This window comes from Sulfurospirillum tamanense (assembly GCF_016937535.1).
GTDB lineage: Bacteria > Campylobacterota > Campylobacteria > Campylobacterales > Campylobacteraceae > Sulfurospirillum_B > Sulfurospirillum_B tamanense.
Window position 1 is genome coordinate 1 of record NZ_JAFHKK010000019.1, and the last position, 20,140, is coordinate 20,140.

At 46.4% G+C, this 20,140-nt stretch carries 22 protein-coding genes; 10 read left to right on the forward strand and 12 right to left on the reverse strand.

Translation table 11 applies throughout. The features are described 5' to 3' along the window. From JWV37_RS08785 to JWV37_RS08800, 4 genes are all read left to right on the forward strand, one after another. Window positions 1–823, forward strand: an 823-nt coding sequence (locus tag JWV37_RS08785; RefSeq protein ID WP_205459426.1) for an EAL domain-containing protein, incomplete at its 5' end; no start/stop codon positions are given. A gap of 89 nt (window positions 824–912) precedes the next feature. After that, window positions 913–2,157, forward strand: coding sequence for a nickel/cobalt transporter (locus JWV37_RS08790; protein WP_205459427.1), 1,245 nt, complete (start codon window positions 913–915; stop codon window positions 2,155–2,157). A 58-nt stretch (window positions 2,158–2,215) separates the two neighbouring features. Further along, a complete protein-coding gene (locus JWV37_RS08795) occupies window positions 2,216–2,989 on the forward strand; it encodes a metal ABC transporter ATP-binding protein (protein ID WP_205459428.1) in 774 nt (257 codons plus the stop codon). After that, window positions 2,982–3,785, forward strand: coding sequence for a metal ABC transporter permease (locus tag JWV37_RS08800; protein ID WP_205459429.1), 804 nt, complete (start codon window positions 2,982–2,984; stop codon window positions 3,783–3,785). The genes JWV37_RS08795 and JWV37_RS08800 overlap by 8 nt, the downstream gene beginning before the upstream one ends. Here the strand turns inward: JWV37_RS08800 and JWV37_RS08805 are convergent. After that, a complete protein-coding gene (locus JWV37_RS08805) occupies window positions 3,775–4,674 on the reverse strand; it encodes a DMT family transporter (RefSeq protein WP_205459430.1) in 900 nt (299 codons plus the stop codon). The genes JWV37_RS08800 and JWV37_RS08805 overlap by 11 nt on opposite strands. A gap of 165 nt (window positions 4,675–4,839) precedes the next feature. After that, complete coding sequence (locus JWV37_RS08810) at window positions 4,840–5,454, reverse strand: acetate uptake transporter (protein ID WP_205459431.1); 615 nt, start codon at window positions 5,452–5,454, stop codon at window positions 4,840–4,842. A gap of 220 nt (window positions 5,455–5,674) precedes the next feature. Here JWV37_RS08810 and JWV37_RS08815 point away from each other — a divergent pair, with 220 nt between their 5' ends. The 3 genes from JWV37_RS08815 to JWV37_RS08825 are packed head-to-tail and all read left to right on the forward strand — an operon-like array spanning window position 5,675 to window position 8,206. Next, window positions 5,675–6,403: an amino acid ABC transporter ATP-binding protein gene (locus tag JWV37_RS08815; RefSeq protein ID WP_205459480.1), complete on the forward strand. Its 729-nt coding sequence runs from the start codon at window positions 5,675–5,677 to the stop codon at window positions 6,401–6,403. A 33-nt stretch (window positions 6,404–6,436) separates the two neighbouring features. Then, window positions 6,437–7,237, forward strand: a complete 801-nt coding sequence (locus tag JWV37_RS08820; RefSeq protein WP_205459432.1) for a transporter substrate-binding domain-containing protein — start codon at window positions 6,437–6,439, stop codon at window positions 7,235–7,237. Window positions 7,238–7,240: 3 nt separating this feature from the next. Beyond that, entirely contained in the window at window positions 7,241–8,206 is a 966-nt protein-coding gene (locus JWV37_RS08825) for an amino acid ABC transporter permease (RefSeq protein WP_205459433.1), read from the forward strand. Between the two features lie 29 nt (window positions 8,207–8,235). On the opposite strand, the gene JWV37_RS08830 is transcribed toward JWV37_RS08825, so the two are convergent. From JWV37_RS08830 to JWV37_RS08870, 9 genes are all read right to left on the reverse strand, one after another. Further along, the gene (locus JWV37_RS08830) at window positions 8,236–9,303 is read right to left on the reverse strand and encodes a PilZ domain-containing protein (RefSeq protein ID WP_205459434.1); all 1,068 of its coding nucleotides are present in this window, start codon (window positions 9,301–9,303) and stop codon (window positions 8,236–8,238) included. Window positions 9,304–9,351: 48 nt separating this feature from the next. Next, entirely contained in the window at window positions 9,352–10,209 is an 858-nt protein-coding gene (locus JWV37_RS08835) for a sensor histidine kinase (protein WP_205459435.1), read from the reverse strand. After that, the gene (locus JWV37_RS08840; protein WP_205459436.1) at window positions 10,187–10,849 is read right to left on the reverse strand and encodes a response regulator transcription factor; all 663 of its coding nucleotides are present in this window, start codon (window positions 10,847–10,849) and stop codon (window positions 10,187–10,189) included. Before JWV37_RS08840 ends, JWV37_RS08835 begins: the two co-directional genes overlap by 23 nt. Window positions 10,850–10,858: 9 nt before the next feature. Beyond that, window positions 10,859–11,626, reverse strand: a complete 768-nt coding sequence (locus tag JWV37_RS08845) for an alpha/beta hydrolase (protein ID WP_205459437.1) — start codon at window positions 11,624–11,626, stop codon at window positions 10,859–10,861. An 8-nt stretch (window positions 11,627–11,634) separates the two neighbouring features. After that, window positions 11,635–11,973 carry a P-II family nitrogen regulator gene (locus JWV37_RS08850; RefSeq protein ID WP_205459438.1) on the reverse strand — a complete coding sequence of 113 codons (339 nt, stop codon included), beginning with the start codon at window positions 11,971–11,973 and terminating at the stop codon, window positions 11,635–11,637. A 78-nt stretch (window positions 11,974–12,051) separates the two neighbouring features. Then, the gene (locus tag JWV37_RS08855; protein WP_205459439.1) at window positions 12,052–12,573 is read right to left on the reverse strand and encodes a peptidylprolyl isomerase; all 522 of its coding nucleotides are present in this window, start codon (window positions 12,571–12,573) and stop codon (window positions 12,052–12,054) included. After that, the gene (locus tag JWV37_RS08860) at window positions 12,570–13,235 is read right to left on the reverse strand and encodes a response regulator (RefSeq protein WP_205459440.1); all 666 of its coding nucleotides are present in this window, start codon (window positions 13,233–13,235) and stop codon (window positions 12,570–12,572) included. Before JWV37_RS08860 ends, JWV37_RS08855 begins: the two co-directional genes overlap by 4 nt. Further along, entirely contained in the window at window positions 13,235–14,842 is a 1,608-nt protein-coding gene (locus JWV37_RS08865) for a sensor histidine kinase (RefSeq protein ID WP_205459441.1), read from the reverse strand. Before JWV37_RS08865 ends, JWV37_RS08860 begins: the two co-directional genes overlap by 1 nt. Beyond that, a complete protein-coding gene (locus tag JWV37_RS08870) occupies window positions 14,835–15,971 on the reverse strand; it encodes an ABC transporter substrate-binding protein (RefSeq protein ID WP_205459442.1) in 1,137 nt (378 codons plus the stop codon). Before JWV37_RS08870 ends, JWV37_RS08865 begins: the two co-directional genes overlap by 8 nt. A gap of 55 nt (window positions 15,972–16,026) precedes the next feature. Between JWV37_RS08870 and JWV37_RS08875 the strand changes: the two genes are divergently transcribed. The 3 genes from JWV37_RS08875 (at window position 16,027) to JWV37_RS08885 (ending at window position 19,610) form a co-directional block, all read left to right on the forward strand. Then, window positions 16,027–16,788 carry an exodeoxyribonuclease III gene (locus JWV37_RS08875; RefSeq protein ID WP_205459443.1) on the forward strand — a complete coding sequence of 254 codons (762 nt, stop codon included), beginning with the start codon at window positions 16,027–16,029 and terminating at the stop codon, window positions 16,786–16,788. Beyond that, the gene (locus tag JWV37_RS08880; protein ID WP_205459444.1) at window positions 16,778–17,401 is read left to right on the forward strand and encodes a class I SAM-dependent methyltransferase; all 624 of its coding nucleotides are present in this window, start codon (window positions 16,778–16,780) and stop codon (window positions 17,399–17,401) included. The genes JWV37_RS08875 and JWV37_RS08880 overlap by 11 nt, the downstream gene beginning before the upstream one ends. A gap of 85 nt (window positions 17,402–17,486) precedes the next feature. Next, a complete protein-coding gene (locus JWV37_RS08885) occupies window positions 17,487–19,610 on the forward strand; it encodes a malate synthase G (RefSeq protein ID WP_205459445.1) in 2,124 nt (707 codons plus the stop codon). Here JWV37_RS08885 and JWV37_RS08890 read toward each other — a convergent pair. Next, entirely contained in the window at window positions 19,607–20,053 is a 447-nt protein-coding gene (locus JWV37_RS08890) for a rhodanese-like domain-containing protein (RefSeq protein ID WP_205459446.1), read from the reverse strand. The two genes, JWV37_RS08885 and JWV37_RS08890, sit on opposite strands and share 4 nt — an antisense overlap. Between the last annotated feature and the right edge of the window lie 87 nt (window positions 20,054–20,140).

The following is a 20,140-nucleotide window of genomic DNA, read 5'->3' on the forward strand; positions in this document are numbered from 1 at the left end:
AACGGCCAATATTGCCATGAAAGAAGCCAAAACACAGCGAGAAGACATTGCTATTTACAGTATTGACTACTCGCGCCAAAAAGAGTACGAATCCAACATTGCTTGGGGAGCAAAACTGCATGACGCATTGAGGCATGGCCGCATTGTTCCTTATTATCAACCTGTTGTAAACAACAAAACCCTCCAATGGGAAAAATTCGAAGCCCTGGTACGCCTTGTAGAGCACGAGGGAAAGGTCTATTCTCCTTTTTACTTTTTAGACATTGCCAAACAAACCAAACAATACAAAGCCCTCACCCGCGCCGTTGTAGAAAAAACCTTTGAAACCTTTAGTCACCGCCTTGAAGATTTTTCTATTAACCTTTCCATTGACGATATTTTAGACACCTCCACCCGTAATTTCTTGTTTGATACCATCAAGCGCTACAATGTTGGCAAACGGTTGGTGCTTGAGATTGTAGAGTCTGAGGGTATTGAAAACTTTGAAGAAGTCACTGCGTTTATCGATGACGCCAAGGCACTTGGGTGTCAGATTGCCATCGATGATTTTGGCACAGGGTATTCTAACTTTGCCTACTTGCTCCGCTTAAAGGCAGACTACATCAAAATTGATGGCTCGATGATCGAAAACCTTGCCACAGACAACAACAGCCGCTTGATTGTCCAAGCCATTGTAAGCTTTGCAAAATCCATTGGACTTAAAACCATCGCTGAATTTGTCAAAGACGAAGCCACGTTTAACGAAGTGGTCAAACTTGGCATTGATTATTCCCAAGGGTACTATTTCAGCCCGCCTCTTCACGAGCCTCTCAAAACATCTTAATGCGATTTTTGGGTCTATTTTTAATCAGCGTTTCTTTTGCTTTTGGGTGCGCTTTATGCTCGCTTTATACCCCCACTACCCACGTATCAATGGCTTTTTCCGTAAGTGACAACACCATCAATGAAATTAGCATTACGTGGGAATTTTCCGAAGAGTTTACTCAACAAACCCTGCAAAATTACGACGCCAATGGCAACGAAACCTTCGACCCGCCAGAGCTTGAAACCGTCAAAGGAGTGCTTTTAGACTACCTCGTAGGTAAAAATTACGTGACCGAACTCTCTCACTATACCGGCACCGAACACAACACGCGCATTCCTTTACATGTAAAGCATGACAACTTAACCATTCAAGCCAAAAAACTCTTTTACGCCTATAGCGTTCCCGCTTCTGTTCCTTTGCATCCTGGCCTTGTCATCAAAGGCGAATTTCACGATGCGGGCGGGTTTTTTGATTTTCGCATAGCCCCCCAAAGCCCCTATAAAATAACCCCAAGCCTGTGGGTTTCAGTAAATATTAATAACTTTGTAGGCTATTATAAATTTGACACCTCACCCACCCACTATGCCTACGCCCCATCTCCTGAAAAGGTTACCCCTGAACGCTCGTCCTATCTGACGTTTTTAGAAACCAAACTCCTTGCTTATACCGACCAACTCAAAGCCTTGCTCAAAGACGCAACCCAAAGCCCAAGCCTTAGCACGCTTTTCCCTTTGGTGTTAGTCGCATTTTTATACGGGTTTTTTCATGCGGCTGGACCAGGCCATGGCAAAACCTTGGTGGGAAGCTATTATGTCGCCCAAGGGGGACGCTGGCGGGAAGCCTTGTGGCTAAGCTTACGCATTGGCGTGGTGCATGTGTTGGGGGCGTTTTTGTTAGTGTTAGTGAGTTTTTACGGGATTCAGACCTTTGTGAGCAAACTCTTAAGCGACGTCACCCTTTATACCACCCGCCTGAGTGCAACCTTTATCATCTTGATTGCCTTTTGGATGCTCGCCACCCGGCTTGTCAAGCGCGATCACGAACACGCATGTGGCTGTCAGGCGTGCCGCCCCAAATCTGGCTGGGGCATTGTCCTAGCCGCGGGGATGGTGCCTTGTCCTGGAACCGTGGTGATTTTCATCCTCACCTTTACCTTAGGGAGTTACACCGCAGGGATTCTTGGGGCGTTAAGCATGGCACTGGGTATGAGTACGGTGATTTTTACCGCGGCGCTGTTGGGCCAATCCATCAACACCTCGTCCAGATGGAAGGGCCTTTCTGTAATTCTTGAATGGGCCGCGATTGTGTTGCTTTTGGGACTAGGCATTTTAATGCTCCTTGCCTCCTTCTAGTTTTGATAACACTAAGTTCAACTTTGCAACCCAGTTGCATTTTGGTATACTTCCATCCATGAATGCTTTACATGTAACCGACCTTTCCTTTGCTTATGGCACACAATCTGTCTTAGAACATGTTTCACTCACCTATACATGTAAAGACCTCCTAGCCATCATCGGCCCCAATGGCGGGGGTAAGAGCACTTTGCTTAAACTCATTTTAGGACTCATTGAACCCCAAAGTGGCACCTTGCAAGTCTTTGGCAAATCCCCCAAAGACGCCACAAGTGACCTTGCCTATGTTCCCCAAAACACTAACACTAACTTGCACTTTCCCATCACCGCCTTTGAAGTGGTCCTCATGGGATGCTTGAAACCACGCAGTTTTGGGTTTTTCTCCAAAGCCGACAAAGACAAAGCCGCTGATGCGCTAGCGCGTGTGGGGATGAGTGCCTTTAGCAACGCCAAAATCGGTGAACTCTCAGGCGGCCAACGCCAACGGGTTTTTATCGCCCGCGCCTTGTGTGCCCAAGCAAAACTCTTGCTCCTAGATGAACCCACAGCGAGCGTGGACACCGAAGGCCAACGGCATATTTTTGAACTCTTGCAAACCATCAACAACACCATGGGTGTCATCGTGGTGAGTCATGACATCAACGTCGTATTGGGCTATGCCACTAAAATCGCCCACATCAACCGCCAACTCTACATGCACGATGCACCCTCGCAAGCCACCAAAGAGGCCATTTTATCCACCCTGCACAATGCCCAAGGCCACCTGTGCCCCGTGGAGCTTATCAGCGCGCACACATGCACCCATCCTGACCACAAGGCACCCCATGCTTGAGATGCTTTCTTTCACCTTCATGCAACACGCCCTCCTAGCAGGGGTGTTTGTGAGTATTTTATGTGGGGTAATCGGCACGCTAGTGGTGGTCAACCGCATGGTGTTTATCGCGGGGGGCATTGCCCATGGTGCATACGGAGGTATTGGGATTGCCTTTTTTATGGGGCTTTCGCCCTTGCTTGGCGCGGGGGCATTTGCTTTTATTTTGGCACTCATTATTGCGGCGATTACCTTTAAAAACAAAGAGCGTATTGACGCGGTTATTGGAGCGTTATGGGCCTTTGGGATGGCCGTTGGGATTGTTTTTATCGACCTCACCCAAGGGTACAATGTGGACTTGATGAGTTATTTGTTTGGGAGCATTTTAAGCGTCCCACAAAGCGACGTGTGGGCCATGGGTGGTATCACGTTATTGGTCGCTAGCGTAGTGAGCGCCTTTTACAAAGAACTTCAAGCCATGAGTTTTGACCCCGAATTTGCCCAACTTCGGGGCGTTCCGGTGAAGCTTTTGTATTATGTGTTAGTGGTGTTAGTGGCTTTGTGTGTAGTGGCAACCATCCGCGTAGTGGGCTTGGTGCTTGTAATTGCCCTGCTGACCATCCCCCCGTACATCGCCGAGGGGTTTTCTTCAAAACTAGGCGTGATGATGGTGCTTTCTGCCCTTATGGCGACCTTTTTTACCCTAGGGGGATTGTGGCTTTCTGTGGCTTACGACCTCACCTCTGGCGCGTCTATCATCCTTGTGGCGTCGCTCTCCTTTTTCCTTACTCTTGGGGCAAAACGTTTTAAAACATAGCCTTTTTAGTTTCGCGCTTGGTGCGCAGATACGTGCCAAGTTCCGCTGTTAAAATCCCCACCAAAATCAACGCCGCGCCAGTAAGTTGGGCGGCATTAAGCACTTCATTGACCCACAAATAGCCCGCAATGCCCGCGCTCACAGGCTCCATGGTAAAGATGATGGCCGTTTTTGCGGGCGTGGTAAAGCGTTGCATAGCGGTTTGGACAAAAAAGGCGAATACTGTCGCAAACACGGCCGTGATAATAATGGCTTCAAGGAAAATCCCCTCAAAAGCCGCAGGCAACAGTTGTCCGTCAAAGACAAGGGCGCCCACGAACGACAAAAAAGTCACAACAGCAAACTGCACCACCACAAGCACATAAATGTTGCAATGCTTCACATAATACGCCGTGCAGGAGATCTGAAGAGCAAACAGCACCGCACAAACAAGCGCGTACACTTCGCCAATACCCAACCCAATCTCCCCTTGGGCCGAGAGCAGATACAGCCCCACCGCAGCAACTAACGCACCAAATACAGAATAAACAGTGGTACGTTTTTTAAAAAGTACGTAAACCAAAAAAGGGACAATTACCACATTCAACCCCGTGATAAACGCAACCGTAGAAGAGTAGGTGTAGGTTAAAGCAAAGGTTTGAAAGGCAAAAGCAAGAAATAAAAACGTCCCAAGCACCATCCCGCCCACCACACTAGCCCGATCAAGGACACGTAGGTTTTTTGCAGCCAGCAGTGCCATCAAGAGTGTGGCGCACAAAAAACGCCAAAACAAAAACACATACACCGGAGTCTCTTCCACCGCTTGTTGCACCGGCACAAAAGTCAACCCCCACGCAATGGCCACCAACAACAACGAAAAGTCCGCACCAAATTCTCTTAGCTTCTCCACGCGCCACTCCTGGGTGTTTTAAAAGCGACATTGTAGCGCACAAACTCAAAAAAAGGATTATTTTTACGCACGCAACGCGCGGTGTTTTGTCTTTTATCTGCTTTACATGTAGAGGATGTCAGCCACTATTGCCAACACCCTTACATGTAAAGAGTGTTTTAGGGGTTAATGGGTTTTAAAAATTCCCAGAGGTTTGCCAAGGGGTAAAAACTCTTTTCCAAAATGGCGGTTGAGCACTATGGCGCCTGAGCCGTAAAAAGAGAGCAGCGCAATGCCAAGTTCCGCCCACGCCGCAAGCGCATGCGCCCCTGTAAAAAGACCAAAAACATCGCCGATGAGCCCCAAAAAAAGCAGGTCAATGAGGATGAAAATCCCCAACAAAACCTTGTTGGTTTCCACCGCACCTAGGGTCATAAAAAGGGTAAAGACAAGGTATCCCACAAAGGCAAAACCTAGCTGTTTGATGTCCGCTTGGGAAGCCAACACCTCGCCAAAGGCTCCCATTTTTATCAACCACGACAACGCCACCCCAAACCAAAAAAAGGCGTAGGCGCCAAAGGCCGTCGCCCCAAACACGTTGTTGTGTTTAAAATCAAAAATACAGGCAATCAGCTGTACAAACGCACCCAAAAAAATAGCCCATGGCAATACCAATGAGAGCCCTTCTGTGAGCCCTAATTTTTGAGAGGAGGCCACCAATGTGACCATCGCCAAGCCAAAAAGTCCCAACGGCGTTGGATCAGCAACCACTGTTTTCGTGTAATGAATATCTTGTGCCACGAGAATCTCCAATTTGAAGTAAAATAAATGGCGTATTATAATGCGCACTTCCAATATTCATGTGACAAAAGGCGCAACACGCTTTTTACCTTTTTCATCTGTTTCAAAACCAGCACCACACCCTGCCGTGTTGAAAAAATAGGCGGTATGCAGGGCTAAATTTTAGAAACTTTCGCTAGAATTAACTACTTTTTATGGAAAGGTAGCCATGAGTGACCCCATCATTCAGATGAAAAACGTTCAAAAATTTTTCGGAGATTTTCACGCCCTCAAAGACATTGATTTTCATGTTAACCAAGGTGAAATCGTCGTTGTTTGCGGCCCAAGTGGCAGTGGAAAATCTACGCTGATTCGTTGCATCAACCGCCTTGAAGAAATTGACAGCGGTGAAATTACCCTAGACGGGCACGATATTTATGACAAAAAAAGCAACATCAACCAAATCCGCGCAGAAGCGGGAATGGTATTTCAACATTTTAATTTGTTTCCCCATTTAACCATCATTGAAAACATCTCCATCGCGCAAATGAAGGTGAAAAAAACCTCTAAAAAAGAAGCTAAGGCTACCTCTATGAAACTCCTAGAGCGCGTTGGCCTCGCCCACAAGGCAGATGGCTACCCTAACGAACTCTCCGGTGGTCAAAAACAGCGCGTAGCCATCGCACGTACGCTAGCCATGAAACCCAAAATCTTACTCTTTGATGAGCCTACCTCTGCTTTGGATCCAGAAATGATTGGCGGGGTACTAGACGTGATGCGCGAATTGGCTAAAGAAAACTACACCATCGTATGCGTGACCCATGAAATGGGCTTTGCTAAAGAGGTGTGTAACCGCGTGGTGTTTATGGATGAGGGGGTGATTTTAGAAGAAAACGACCCGGAGAGCTTTTTTGCTTCCCCTAAAACCGACCGTGCGAAGAAATTTATTCAAGAAGTGTTAGTCCACTAATTGTTGTTACCAATACTTTAATAAGGAGTTTGTATGCGTAAATTACTGGTTGCCCTAGCGATGCTTATTGGCATCAATGGCTTGGCAGACGACATCGAGCTGTGGAAAAAATCCACTCTCAATCAAATTGTTCAGCGTGGCGAGTTAATTGTAGGCTTGGAGCCTGGCTATATGCCCTTTGAAATGAAAGACAAACAAGGGAATATCATTGGTTTTGACGTCGATATGGCCAACGAAATGGCTAAATCCATGGGTGTTAAGCTTACTCTTGTGCCAACGGCATGGGATGGCATCATTGCAGGACTTTTGGCAGGCAAATACGACATTATCATGTCTGGTATGACCGTCACCCAAGAGCGCAATTTAAAAATTAACTTTGCCAAACCTTACATTAGCGTAGGCCAAACCCTACTTGTGGCAAAAAAACATGCGGGTAAAACATGGCGCGACCTTGACACTCCAGAACACACCATTGTTACCAAACTTGGTGTTACTGGCGAAATTGCAACCCGCAGAATGTTTAAGCGTGCCAACATCCGCACCTTTGAAACCGAAGCCGATGCTGCGCAAGAGCTTCTCAACGGCAACGCCGATGCGTTTGTGTATGACAAGCCCTACAACGCTATCTTTATGGCTGAAAAAGGTAAAGACCGCTTAATTCACCTAGACGAAGATTTAACATTTGAACCTCTTGGATGGGCAGTGCGCAAGGGTGATCCTGATTTTTTAAATTGGCTTGACAACTTCCTGACTCAAATGAAGGGCGACGGACGCTACGATCGTATTTATGACCGTTGGTTTAACGACGACGCTTGGTTAAAACGAGTACTGTAGTCCATGGCTAAACAGCATCAATCTTTGCTCAAAAACAAAACATTCGGCCACGTTGTGGCCGTTTTGTTTTTTGTGGTGATTGGGTATGCTTTTTTTATTTCCGCTTCCAATATGAACTACATTTGGAAGTGGAATAGCATTCCTAAATACTTTGCCCATGAAAAAACCGTGATTATTGACGCACCTTTTGACGGTGTTGTGAGTGTAAAGGAAAATAAAATCACCCTTGAAGGGTCCGATGGTGAACAGACCATTGTCATCCCAGATGGGTACGACATTAAAGTCTTTGATGGGGCTTCCCTTTTTGAGTACGATGTCATTGCCTCCACCACCCAATGGGAACCTGGACCCCTTCTGCTTGGGCTTTGGGTCACCCTGAAAGTCTCAGTCATTTCAGCATTGCTAGCACTGTTTATCGGTATGTTTGTGGCATTTATGCGTATGTCTAGCTACCAATTCCTAAACGACATTGCTGCTGTGTACATTACGGTGATTCGAGGCACGCCACTGTTGGTGCAGATTTTTATATTTTACTTTATAATCGCAACCATTTTCGAACTTGACCGTTTTGTGGCGGGTGCGCTGAGCCTTGGGATTTTCTTTGGGGCGTACATTGCCGAAGTTTTGCGTGGTGCCATTCAGTCTATTGACAAAGGCCAATACGAAGCAGCCAAATCTTTGGGGATGAATTACGGGCAAACCATGGCCTTTATCATCATGCCTCAAGCCCTAAAGCGTGCCCTTCCTACTTTGGTGGGTGAAATGATTGCTCTAGTCAAAGACTCATCTTTGGTCTCGGTGATTTCCATTACCGACCTTACTAAGGTGGGGCGCGAGATTGTCGCCAATACCTTCTCACCTTTTGAAACATGGCTAGTGATTGCGGGAATGTATTTTGGAATTACGGCAATTCTTTCGTATATCGGACACCGCATTGAAAAAAAGATGAAACAACAAGGGGGCATGTAGCCTCTTCTTTACATGTAAGGATTTTTTCCTTACATGTACTCTTTTAATTGCTTTTTGAGTTTTCCAATAGCTTCATTTTCACGTTCGCGCACATACTTCACAACAGCTTCATGCATCAAGGCATCTTTTGGCAAAAAGCGCATGCAAAAACGGTACGCATCTTCGTATTCGATAACATCAAGCACTTCTGCCTCTGTTTCCACGGAGACATTTTCATCTTCTTTCAAATCCAAAAAAACCCGCACATGTGCCCCAGCAACTATCCCTTCATTTGTTTTGCTAAGCACGCCCAATCCTCCCGTTGAAATGTCAAACATAATGCCCTCAACCCCAACTCTTTTTTCCAAATCCACAAGCACAGCAGGTGTTGCTTTCCTGGGATGAACCCGCGCAGAATCACGCATGGCTGCAGGCATGTTTAGCAAATACATAAAGTTTTTAAGAGTAACTTCATGCTTAGGGATATTACAAACAACAACGTCCGCTTTTACTGGTTTGTTAAAAAATTCATTTTGTAAGATGTACGCTTTGTTGTCATTTTTCATGGCCAATTCTTGAAGTGGATCCATTCTAAACACCACTTCATCCTCGCCCACTTCCACTACCGTTGCCTCCGAGGCAATGGGTACTCCTTCGTACAAATTCAAAAAAGTAATGGTGGCATTTTTATTATAAATGCCCGTAAACACATCAAGAATATTATTATGGATAAAAAATCCCGCCTCTTCTCCAAAAGAAAAACTCTTTACATGTAAAGGTGCCACAGAAGTCTCATTGGCATCAACATGAAAACGTGACGAAGAAAGGGTTTGGATGAGCTCTATCACCCAAGGTTCGTATTTTGCTTGGTTTATCAGATACAGCCATCCGCGTGCTAAAACCAACGAAGCCTCCACCACACCAAGCGAACCAAGTAATTTTTCTCCTGAAGGAACGACGGGAAGGTAAATTGCTTCATAGAAACCCAAAAGCCCCTCTGTTATTTCAGGAGTTCGCTCATGCGCTAAAACATCAAAACAGTGTTCTAAAAAACTTTCTTTTTGGGATTCAAAAAAAGACTTCACTTCAGGACGCTGAAGAGGATGGGAGATTTGCATGGGTATTCCTTGGTGTACGCATGTTAGAAAATGAATAACGGTTAGAGATTATAACGCATCTTTTCCATTTTTAACGAGAATGGGCTCAAGGTGCAAACACACCTGTGTGCCCGTGTGTTTTTTTGAAATAAGCGTAATAAAAATTCCATGTCCGTCACAGTAAGCCTTCACCATACTCAGGCCCAAGCCATAGCCCGTTTTATGTGGATGCGCCTGATAGTAACGGTCAAAAACACGAAACCGCGTCTCTTCATCCATGCCGATACCGCCGTCTTTTACAGACAATACACCTTTTTCAAGGCACACCTCAACCCAGCCCTTAGGGTGGTTGTACTTGTAAGCATTGCTCAGCAAATTAGAAACACTTTGTTCAAACCCTATTCTGTCTGTGTGCACGTATGTTGAAGTGAGCTCCACATGCACATTGACTCCTTGTTGCATTCCGCTACAGCGACCCAAACAGGCTTCAACTGCCTCTTTAGCATCAAACATCTCTTCTTTCACCAAGCGAATCTCACGCTTAATATAATACTCCATTTGTTCATACAGCGCATAAAGGTTGGTACATGCTTGGGTAATCCGTCCAAGGCGCGTGAGGGATTTTGGCTCTTGGGTAGTTTTTTCCAACAGGTGCACATTGGTCTTGATGGTTGCTAGTGGCGCATTGAGCTCGTGCAAGGTTTCGCGCACAAGACGCTCTAAAAGATGGTTCGTTTGAAACAAAGGAGAGAGAAGGTAAGACGTCACAAAAGGGCTCATCAGTGCTCCCAGCCCCAATGCCACGCCCCATCCAGCCCAAAACCCCCATGCCCAAGCTACACCAAACCCTATGCTTGTCACTATTGCTAAGGCACCAAAAAGCACACCTGTCTCCCGCCAAATACTACGCTTCAAAGCGATACCCAAGCCCCCGCACGTTTGTAATGGCTTCTTTGCCAAAAATTTTTTTGAGGTTATTAACATACACCCGCAAAGCCCCTTCGCTTGGCTCTTTGGACGCGCTCCATAAGTGCTCTATGATCATCTCTTTGGTTACCACTTTGCCACGGTGTTGAACCAAAAGAGTCAAAAGCTCTATATCTTTTGGATTCAAATCCACCTCTTTTCTCTCTTTTAACAACCGTTTATGACGCATATCAAGGCAAAAGGTTTCATTAATAAAAAGTGGATTGCGCGAAAAGCCGCTGCGCAGGAGCAAAGCGTCAATGCGACACTGTAACTCCTCTAACTCAAAAGGTTTTTTGACATAATCATCCGCTCCCACGGCGTACCCTTTGAGCAATGTGGGTGTGTCTTTGGCAGAAGTGATGAACATGGCAGGCGTCGTATCGCCGCCTTCACGCAACAAACGCAAGCACTCAAGGCCACTCATATCAGACAAATTGATGTCCAAAAGGTACACATCAAAACGTGTGCGGTAGCTCGCCTCTAAGGCTTTTGCTCCTGTGTCAAACACATGCGCTTGGTACCCACAACACTCTAAAAAATCCTGCAATGTTTCGCCCAAAAGCACGTCATCTTCCAGCACCAAGACATTAGCATTCATTGTAATCCTTTAAAAGGTGAGAACTTTTTTCATAATACTTTCCTTTTCAAAGGCATGAAGCACTTCGCCGTGGGTGGTTTGATCAAGGGTTACATGTAAAGCAAGATGGGAGATTTTTTCAATGAGCGCCAAGGTGTGTTTGTGGGGCGTTACAGTGTCTTTTTCCACTTCTACAACAAAAACAGGTGCAGTAACATAGGACATATAGTGCGTAGATTCAAAGGGGTGTTTAATCAACCAATCAATGGGAAAATAAGGATAAGAGGCTTTTGCCAAAGCGCGAATAGAATCATAAGGGGTAATCAATACAAGCTTTTGCACCGCACGGTTGGCTGCGAGGTAGGTCGCCACTCCTGTACCCAAACTGCGGCCCATGACTATCACATTACGCCCCTTAGCAAAGGTGTCGTAAATCTTTAAAGCATCGGCAAAAAGGGCTTCCTGAGAGGGTTGGCCACCAGATTTTCCATACCCTCGGTAGTTAAAAGCCACCACCTCTACAGCAAGGGCTGGGTTTAGATGGAGCAAAATGCGTGTCGCGTCGTCTGCATTGCCGCCAAAGTAGAGCAACACAGGCGCCTCTTTAAAAGGGCGATGCAACCCCTCCAACACAACATCAGAGGCAACTTCAAGGCGCAGTGTTTCGCAAGGGTAACAGGGAAAATCAAGAGGGGTTTGAATGGACGAAGCGTTAAAAATCTGACGCTCTTGGGTCAGGTATACATAGGCTAACGCGCCAAGGTATACCACCAACCCAAGAATTAGCCATTTAAGCATCACTGTTACTAGACAGCCTCTTCGCCCTCTTCACTTGTGCGAATGCGCACAACACGCTCAACAGCACTGACAAAGATTTTTCCATCACCAATCTTTCCTGTGCGTGCTGCTTCCGTTATGGCATCGACCGCCGCTTGAACGTCTGTGTCTTTAACCACGACTTCGATTTTTACTTTAGGTAAAAAATCGACCACGTACTCTGCACCACGGTACAATTCAGAGTGCCCTTGTTGTCTGCCATAGCCCTTAACTTCACTAACAGTCATGCCCGTAACTTCCAACTGTGTTAGAGCATCTTTAACCTCTTCTAGTTTAAAAGGTTTAATAATGGCTTCAATTTTTTTCACGTAAACTCCTGCGCATTTTGGGGTGATTGTAGCACGTTTTATGTAATAGACTTCTTGCAAAACTTCTTTAGGAGAAGTCTATTTAATTGTAATACTAAGAATTGTTTGGTTTTCAACAGGGCGGTCCCTTTGACCTACGGCAGTACGTTCGATTTTGCGCACCACATCCATCCCCTCAACCACTTCCCCAAAAAGCGTGTGGCGGCCGTTGAGCCATGGGGTGGGAACGGTGGTGATGAAAAACTGGCTTCCATTGCTGTTAGGGCCCGCATTTGCCATGGCTAAAATACCCGGACGATCAAAGACAACATTAGGACGAAACTCATCTTCAAAAGGCTCTCCCCATAGGGAAACACCACCACGACCTGATGCGGTTGGGTCGCCACCTTGAATCATAAACCCTTTAATCACACGGTGAAATACAGTATTGTCATAATAGTTCTTTTGCGCCAAACCCACAAAATTCTCTACCGCTTTGGGTGCAATCTGCGGAAACAATTCGACCACAATGTCTCCTTGGCTTGTGTGAAGTACCGCCGTGCGCGCCCACGCGCCCAATGCCAATGCCACTATCAAAAAGGCTATTTTCATTACTTTCATGCCTCTTCCTTTCCTATAAGTTCACTTTGCTTAAAACGGTACACTTTGTTTTTCACTTTTTCCAAAATTCCTGCTGCTATCATTTGTTTAAACATATTTACCACCGTAGGCTTACTCACCCCCACTTCTTCCATAATCTCATGGTACGCGCCGTGAAAGACGTTGTTTTGATCCCGACGGTCAATCATGTAGCGTAAAATGGCTATTTTTTTTCCACCAATGAGTGCTGAAAGTGCTTCTACTACGTGAGCACACCCTTGAAGCTTTTTATCTTGAATTTTAGGCAAAACAGCCGAATAAAGAGCGTTGATGAGCTCTTTGATATTCAGAGGTTTTGTGATAAATCCTTCCACTCTCAACCGAATGGCCTCTATCAAATACGCGGTTTCTGTAAAGGCAGTGGTGATAATCACGGGTGTTGTTTGGTGGTGCTCTTCACGCAAAGCACGCACCATCGCAATACCATCAAGCTGGGGCATCATAATGTCAGTAATAATCACATCAAACTCGCGCTCTAAGGCTTTTTCAAGACCCTCTTTGCCGTCCTTTGCAACCACGACCTCTTTGACAAAATCTGCCAAAATCAAGCACGTTTGCTCCCGTGCGCTAGCTTCGTCTTCCACGTATAGCACCACGCACTCTTTTAGGCTATCTAAATCCATTATTGTCCTTTTATTGGTATTTCACCTGTTGGAATTTTTATCTCTATCTTTGCGCACGATGGATACTCTTTTCCCTTAAAAAAATAGGTTGTATTTGAGGCACGAATGGTGCCTTGCATCTGGTTTTCAATGATTTGTTTAGACATGTACAATCCAATTCCCGTGCCACTAGCTTGGTGCTTGGTGGTAAAATAAGGATCAAACATGCGCTCTAACACTTCAAGGGGAATTCCTCCGCCATTGTCGATAATTCCAACGCAACTGTACGCCTCTTCCTGGGTAATCTCCACCACAATCCACCGCTTGCCTTCTCTTTTTTCAAGAGCGTCTTTGGCGTTAGAAAAGAGGTTCATGATAACTTGCGAAAATTCATTAGCGTATCCAAATGCTTGGCAGGCACCTTTACATGTAAGGGAAATTTCAATGGCATCTTTAGCATAAAAATCACGCATCATTGCGACAGTATGGTTGATGTTTTCACAAAGGTTAAAAACCCCTTTTTCTCTGCCGGTGTGAAAATAGTTGCGAAAATCATCAATCGTTTTTGACATGCTGTTGGCAAGCATGACCCCCTGGGCCACTTGTGCATCCACAAAAGCTTCATCCAACTTCCCATGCATCTGCTTGGTTTGAAAACTTTGGACAAGCAAGGCCAAGGCATTAAGAGGCTGGCGCCATTGGTGGGCAATGTTGCCTATCATTTCACCCATGGCCGCAAGGCGTGACTGACGGTACATAATCTCATCTTTTTGGCGGCTTTGCTCAATTTCTTCGGCGATGCGTTTTTCAAGACCCTCGTTTAGCTTCACCAATTCTTTTGTTTTTTCTTCGACAGTTTTTTCCAAATTGGCATACAAGGCACGTATGTGTTGCAAGATAACCGCGGCAAACAAAGCTGCTACAATAATCGCGAGCACAACTCCTGCAATAATCCATTCAAAAGTGGTGGTGTAAACTTGTTCAGTACGTCGCTTACCCCCATTGGCCGCTTCTAGGGAAAAATCGATGAGTTGGGTAAGGTGGATGTTGACCGAATGAATCGCAGGATAAAGGGATTCACGTAACAGCATAAAAGCTTTTTGTGTTTCATACTTTTCAAAGTGCTCAAACATAGCCTCCAAGATTCCGTTAACGCGCGCGATGCGCTCTTCTGTGCGAAACACTAAATCTTGCTTAAGCGCTAAAGGGATGGCTTCTCTACCCTCATCAGAGGTTAACCCCAAATTACGAAACACACGTACCATCCAATCGCCCTCGTCCGCCTCTAAACTTCCCTTGTATTCCCGCCAACTGCGGTGCACCAACTCTTGGGCCAGTTCTATTACCCGCTTACCGTCCCGCACACCAACTTCATTGGCTTCAATCTCGCGCAAGGTGTCAAGGATGTTGACCGTGTAGACGTCTTTAAGGTTTTCAAGCTGAATCATGGGCAAGGTGTATTTGCTGTATAAAATGTCAAATTCGTACTTCATGCGACTAAGCCCTAAGTGAGCAAAACTCCCTACAAGCAACATCCCACTCACCAAAATCATAAACAAAAGGGTTGTTTTGCGCGGTACACTCATGGCTTGAAAAGAGGATAATACGCTCATATACCATTTACTCATTACTCACCACCTCAAAAGCTTCGTTGCGGTATTGGGTAATGTAGACTTTTTCTAAACATCCGCAATGGCTTTCTTCCTTCTTTAAATTACGCTGTTTTGACACCTGTGTTGCCATGGCTTTTATAAAGGCTTTTTTGCTAAAACGTGGACCAAGAGAGGCAAACAGCTGTGCTGTTTCTTGTGCCGCAAGATACCCTTCCAAAGAGGCAAATCCAACAGACGCTTTAGAGTAGTGGCGCTCCATGCTTTGACGGTAACGCTCCAATGCTTCCCCTTCATTCCATGGCAAGGGTACGACTTGAGAAAAAATCAAATTAGAGGCCACGCACTGCAAATCAATCATAATCGTCTGAGCCGAAGCAAAAGAGACGATTGCCTTGGTAGCGCGGCTCAATGATGTGGTCACAGAACGCCGAATGAATTCAACCACCGGTCGCGCTGCGCCAATCATAATCACCGCATCAGGGTGAGTGGCTTCAAGCTCATAGATGGCATGGCCCACGGCCAGTGTGTTGCGTTTGTAACTCCCCTCTCCCACCAAGCGCATTCCGCGCTCTTTGAGCAACTCTTTCACCGAATGCAATCCCCCATGTCCAAAGCTGTCGTTTTGGTAAAACACGGCGATGCGCCCAAAACCCTTTTCATCAATCAAATGAGAGAGCAATGCTTTAATTTCCTGATGGTACCCTTTGCGTACATTTAAAATCAAAGGGTCATACGGGTTGCGCAAAAATGAAGCCCCAGTAACAGGGGCAATAAGCGGGGTCTCATAAGCGTGTACTAAAGGCAAAATTGACTCAACAGTAGGCGTTCCCACCACTCCAAACAAGGCAAATACGTGCTCATTTTTGATTAAATCTTCTACGTTTTCAAGGGTAATTTTTGGTTCATACTGGTCATCTTTAGCAATGAGTCTAATGGTTCGTCCATGCACGCCACCTTTGGCATTAAGGTCTTTAAAATAAGCGTCTGCCCCTTGGTAAAAGCTTTGGCCAAGCCCACCAAGGTCGCCCGAGAGGGCCGCAGACATGCCTAGGCGTATTTCATTTTCTTGGTAGGTATCGTAGTGGCGAAATACCAACCATAACGAAAAAAAGGCAAGGCTGAGGACGAAAATAAGCTGTTTCATGATGATGGTATAATAGCACCCAAAACGTATAAAATGACTTAATAGGTAAAGCAAAATGAAACTTTTTTCATGGAATGTCAACGGAATCCGCGCTATTGCAAAAAAAGATGCCCTTTTACATGTAGAGGCTTTGGAGCCAGATATCCTCTGTTTTCAAGAAATTAAGGCGGAAAAAGAGCAAATACCGCCGCTGTTCTCCACCGCTTTTTTAGAAACCCACATTAACCCCGCGCTCAAAAAAGGGTACTCGGGCACCATGACGCTCAGCAACCGCGCCTTTACCAAAACCGATACCGCCTTGCACATCGACCACACCCACGAAGGGCGCATTTTAGAGCACCATTTTGACGATGTGGCGCTGTTTAATGTCTACTTCCCCAACGGCCAACAAAGCGAAGAACGCCTCGCCCACAAGCTAAAATTTTATAAAGATTTTCTCGCCTACTGCGAAGCCTTACGCGCACAAGGAAAAAGCATCATCATCTGTGGCGATGTGAACACAGCCCACCGCGAAATCGACCTTACCAACCCAAAAGCAAATGCGGGCACGTCTGGCTTTTTGCCCATTGAACGGGCGTGGATTGACGCGCTACTTGGCCTTGGCTACATCGACACCTTTCGGCACGTGCATGGGGAAGTGAAAGAGGTCTACTCGTGGTGGTCGTACCGTTTTGGCGCGCGGATGAAAAACATCGGGTGGCGGATTGATTATTTTTTTGTTTCTGAAGATTTAAAAGACGCCCTTGAAGATGCCTTTATCCTCGACCACATCACAGGGTCCGACCACTGCCCTGTGGGGATTTCCATTGACTTGTAAGTGCTGCGGGGCAAATACAAAAGCATTTTACGGAGACTATTTTCGCTGCCTTACATGTAAAGCCATTTTTCTTCACCCAAGCCATCACCTCTCCTTTGAAGCTGAAAAAACCCACTATGCCTTTCATGAAAATCGCCTTGAAAACGAAGGCTATGTGCGCATGTTTGAGCAGTTTTTAACCTTTGTGGACGGCTTTGACCCTTACGACGAGCACGTGTTGGATTTTGGCTGTGGGCCCAGCCCTGTGCTAGCCCACTTGCTCCAAACATCCGCTAACACCGTCCGCTATTTTGACCCCTATTTTTTTCCAGATACTGCCTATACTTCCCACCAATACGACCTCATCACCTCCACAGAAGTGTTTGAACATCTCGCTAACCCTAATGCTGTGTTAGCCCACCTTGCCAGTTTACTTGCCCCCAAGGGCCACCTTGCCTTGATGACCCATTTTCACTACGATGACCCTGAACGTTTTGCCGCGTGGTGGTACCCCAAAGACCCTACCCATATCACCTTTTACACGCCCTACACTTTTGAAGTGATGGGAGCAAAAACGGGCTTACATGTAAAGGGCCACAACGGTAAAAATGTAATCGTTTTGACAAAAAATTAGACAAAACGTCGATTTTTTACAAAATATCAACTTCTTGTCATGAAACTGTGCTAGGCTTTTGGTATTTATTGCCCAAGGAGTTTTCATGCATACTGTTGGAAAGTTAACCATCGATCCTCTTCTTTACGCCTTTGCCGAACACGAACTTCTGCCAAAACTTGGCATTACTAGTGCCTGTTTTTGGGGAAATTTTGAAGTGCTTTTGCACCGTTTTACGGACGCCAACGCCCTAGCTCTAAAAGAACGCGACACTTTGCAAACACAAATCGACCAATGGCACCTTTCTAATCCCAACCCAAAAACCCAAAAAGCGTTTTTGCAAGACCTTGGTTATTTACTCCCGCCCCCTGCTCCCTTTTCTATCCAAACCCAACACCTTGACCCCGAGGTTTCTGTTTTGTACGGCCCTCAACTTGTCGTCCCAGGAGATAACGCGCGCTATATTCTTAACGCCGCTAATGCCAGATGGAGCAGTTTGCTCGATGCTCTTTATGGCACAGATATGGTATCAAGCACGGGCGATTTGGCACCGCAAAAGACCTATAATCCCTTACGTGGTGAAGCTGTTTTTGAGGAAGTCTTTGGGTTTTTGGACACTCATTTTCCCCTTGAAAAAGGAACATTTAGCCAAGTAAGTGGGATTTTTATCCGCGAGGGTACGCTTCATCTTGCTTTGGCTGAAGGGAAACATACTTGTTTGCAAAACAACGCTGGGTTTGCAGGCTACCAAGGTAGTCAAGAAACCCCAAGTGCTGTGTATTTGTGCCACCATGGTTTGCATGTCATGCTTCGCCTAGACCCCACACACCCCATTGGCAAAACCAACGCTGCGGGAATTTGTGATGTGCTACTTGAAGCTGCACTCAGTGCCATTGTAGATTTTGAAGATTCTGTGGCTGCAGTGGATGCCCAAGACAAAACCCACCTCTACCGCAATTATTTGGGGCTCATGCGCGGGGATTTATCGGCCTCTTTTGAAGCCAAGGGCAAACACATTACGCGCACATTGGCGCCTGATTTTCCCCTCACAACACCTGAGGGCACATCGACTTTTCTCAAGGGACGCGCACTTTTGTTGGTGCGTAATGTAGGGTTACACATGGAAACAGACGCGGTGTTGTTTGAAGGAAAGCCTATTTTTGAGGGGATGCTAGATGGGTATTTGTGCGTAGCGTGTGCCTTACACGACCGAACACAAAACCGCAACAGCACCCAAGGGAGCATCTATATCGTCAAGCCAAAGTGTCATGGGCCCAAAGAGATTGCCTTGGTGTGTGATTTCTTTGAAGCAGTTGAAAAGGCATTTAACCTCCCTCTTCATACGGTCAAACTAGGCATCATGGACGAAGAACGGCGCACCAGCGTCAACCTAGCCCACTGCATCAACGCAGCCAAAGAACGGGTCTTTTTCATCAACACAGGCTTCCTTGACCGCACAGGCGATGAAATCCACACCTGCATGAAACGCGGCCCTGTGCTTTCCAAAGAAGGGCTAAAAAAAGCCTCTTGGCTAGGTGCCTATGAAGCGCAAAATGTCGCCATAGGCCTTGCTAGCGGCTTTGGAGGACGGGCGCAAATTGGCAAAGGCATGTGGACGTTGACTGAAAAAATGCGACGTATGGTGGAGGAGAAGATTGCCCATGTCCAAAGCGGGGCCTCCACCGCGTGGGTGCCTTCCCCTGTGGCGGCTTGTTTACACGCGCTCCATTACCACGCCGTAGATGTATCGCACGTGCAAAAAACCCACAAACACGGTGGAGACTTTTTAGAAGCCTTGCTTACACCGCCCCTGCTGGAGAGTCCTTTAAGCGAGGAGGTTAAACAACATGAGTTAGAAAATGCCGTTCAAAGCATCCTAGGTTACGTGGTGCGGTGGGTGGATCAGGGTATCGGGTGTTCCAAAGTCCTTGACCGCAACAACGAAGCCCTCATGGAAGACCGCGCCACCTTGCGCATCAGCTCCCAACTTCTTGCCAACTGGCTCCATCATGGGCTTATTTCCAAACCCCAAACCGAAGAAGCCTTTGAGAAAATGGCAGTCGTCGTGGACGCACAAAACGCGGATGACCCCAAGTACCGCTCATTGCTTCGGTCCAACGCCTTTGCCATGCACGCGGCCAAAGCCTTGGTGTACGAGGGCGCTACCCAGCCCAACGGTTATACTGAGTTTATCTTGCACGCGTGGCGAAAACGGGCCAAAGGCGCCTAAAAGGGCTTGTGGGTTGGATACCCTCTTCCAACCCAACCGTCCATCCCTTTATCGAGCACCAACACACGTTTAAAGCCGTACTCCCTGAGCGTTTGTGCCGCCAAAAAAGAACGGATACTATTGCGACACATCACCACCACCTCTTCTTCCACATCAAGACCAAGTCCCACAAGGGACAATTCCAATCTCCCGCGGCTTACATGTAAATACTTTTCCCACACAGGTGCACCTGTGTGCTCCACCTCTTCTTTATCACGTATATCTAACAATACAAAGGACTCTTTACGTTGTATTTTTTGAAACAGCGCATCCACTAGAAGAAGTGTTGCTTGAGCCCGCGCCTCTTTGAGTTTGGTTTGAAAAATGCGATCAAAGGCCACATCATCAGCCAATGCACTACCAGCCGCTAGCAAGAGCGTCAGTGCTATTATCATTTTACGCATATGCACTCCTTACACTAGAATGCCCTATGGTAGTCAACCCTCCCTAAAAAGAGGTTAAAATGTTTTGAGTTGCGTATATATCACTCA

Coding starts and splice junctions, on each gene's coding strand:
- JWV37_RS08790 (WP_205459427.1), top strand. CDS start 913: ATGGCTTTTTCCGTAAGTGACAACACCATCAATGAAATTAGCATTACG.
- JWV37_RS08795 (WP_205459428.1), top strand. CDS start 2,216: ATGAATGCTTTACATGTAACCGACCTTTCCTTTGCTTATGGCACACAA.
- JWV37_RS08800 (WP_205459429.1), top strand. CDS start 2,982: ATGCTTGAGATGCTTTCTTTCACCTTCATGCAACACGCCCTCCTAGCA.
- JWV37_RS08820 (WP_205459432.1), top strand. CDS start 6,437: ATGCGTAAATTACTGGTTGCCCTAGCGATGCTTATTGGCATCAATGGC.
- JWV37_RS08825 (WP_205459433.1), top strand. CDS start 7,241: ATGGCTAAACAGCATCAATCTTTGCTCAAAAACAAAACATTCGGCCAC.
- JWV37_RS08830 (WP_205459434.1), bottom strand. CDS start 9,303: ATGCAAATCTCCCATCCTCTTCAGCGTCCTGAAGTGAAGTCTTTTTTT.
- JWV37_RS08840 (WP_205459436.1), bottom strand. CDS start 10,849: ATGAATGCTAATGTCTTGGTGCTGGAAGATGACGTGCTTTTGGGCGAA.
- JWV37_RS08845 (WP_205459437.1), bottom strand. CDS start 11,626: ATGCTTAAATGGCTAATTCTTGGGTTGGTGGTATACCTTGGCGCGTTA.
- JWV37_RS08855 (WP_205459439.1), bottom strand. CDS start 12,573: ATGAAAGTAATGAAAATAGCCTTTTTGATAGTGGCATTGGCATTGGGC.
- JWV37_RS08860 (WP_205459440.1), bottom strand. CDS start 13,235: ATGGATTTAGATAGCCTAAAAGAGTGCGTGGTGCTATACGTGGAAGAC.
- JWV37_RS08865 (WP_205459441.1), bottom strand. CDS start 14,842: ATGAGTAAATGGTATATGAGCGTATTATCCTCTTTTCAAGCCATGAGT.
- JWV37_RS08870 (WP_205459442.1), bottom strand. CDS start 15,971: ATGAAACAGCTTATTTTCGTCCTCAGCCTTGCCTTTTTTTCGTTATGG.
- JWV37_RS08875 (WP_205459443.1), top strand. CDS start 16,027: ATGAAACTTTTTTCATGGAATGTCAACGGAATCCGCGCTATTGCAAAA.
- JWV37_RS08885 (WP_205459445.1), top strand. CDS start 17,487: ATGCATACTGTTGGAAAGTTAACCATCGATCCTCTTCTTTACGCCTTT.
- JWV37_RS08890 (WP_205459446.1), bottom strand. CDS start 20,053: ATGCGTAAAATGATAATAGCACTGACGCTCTTGCTAGCGGCTGGTAGT.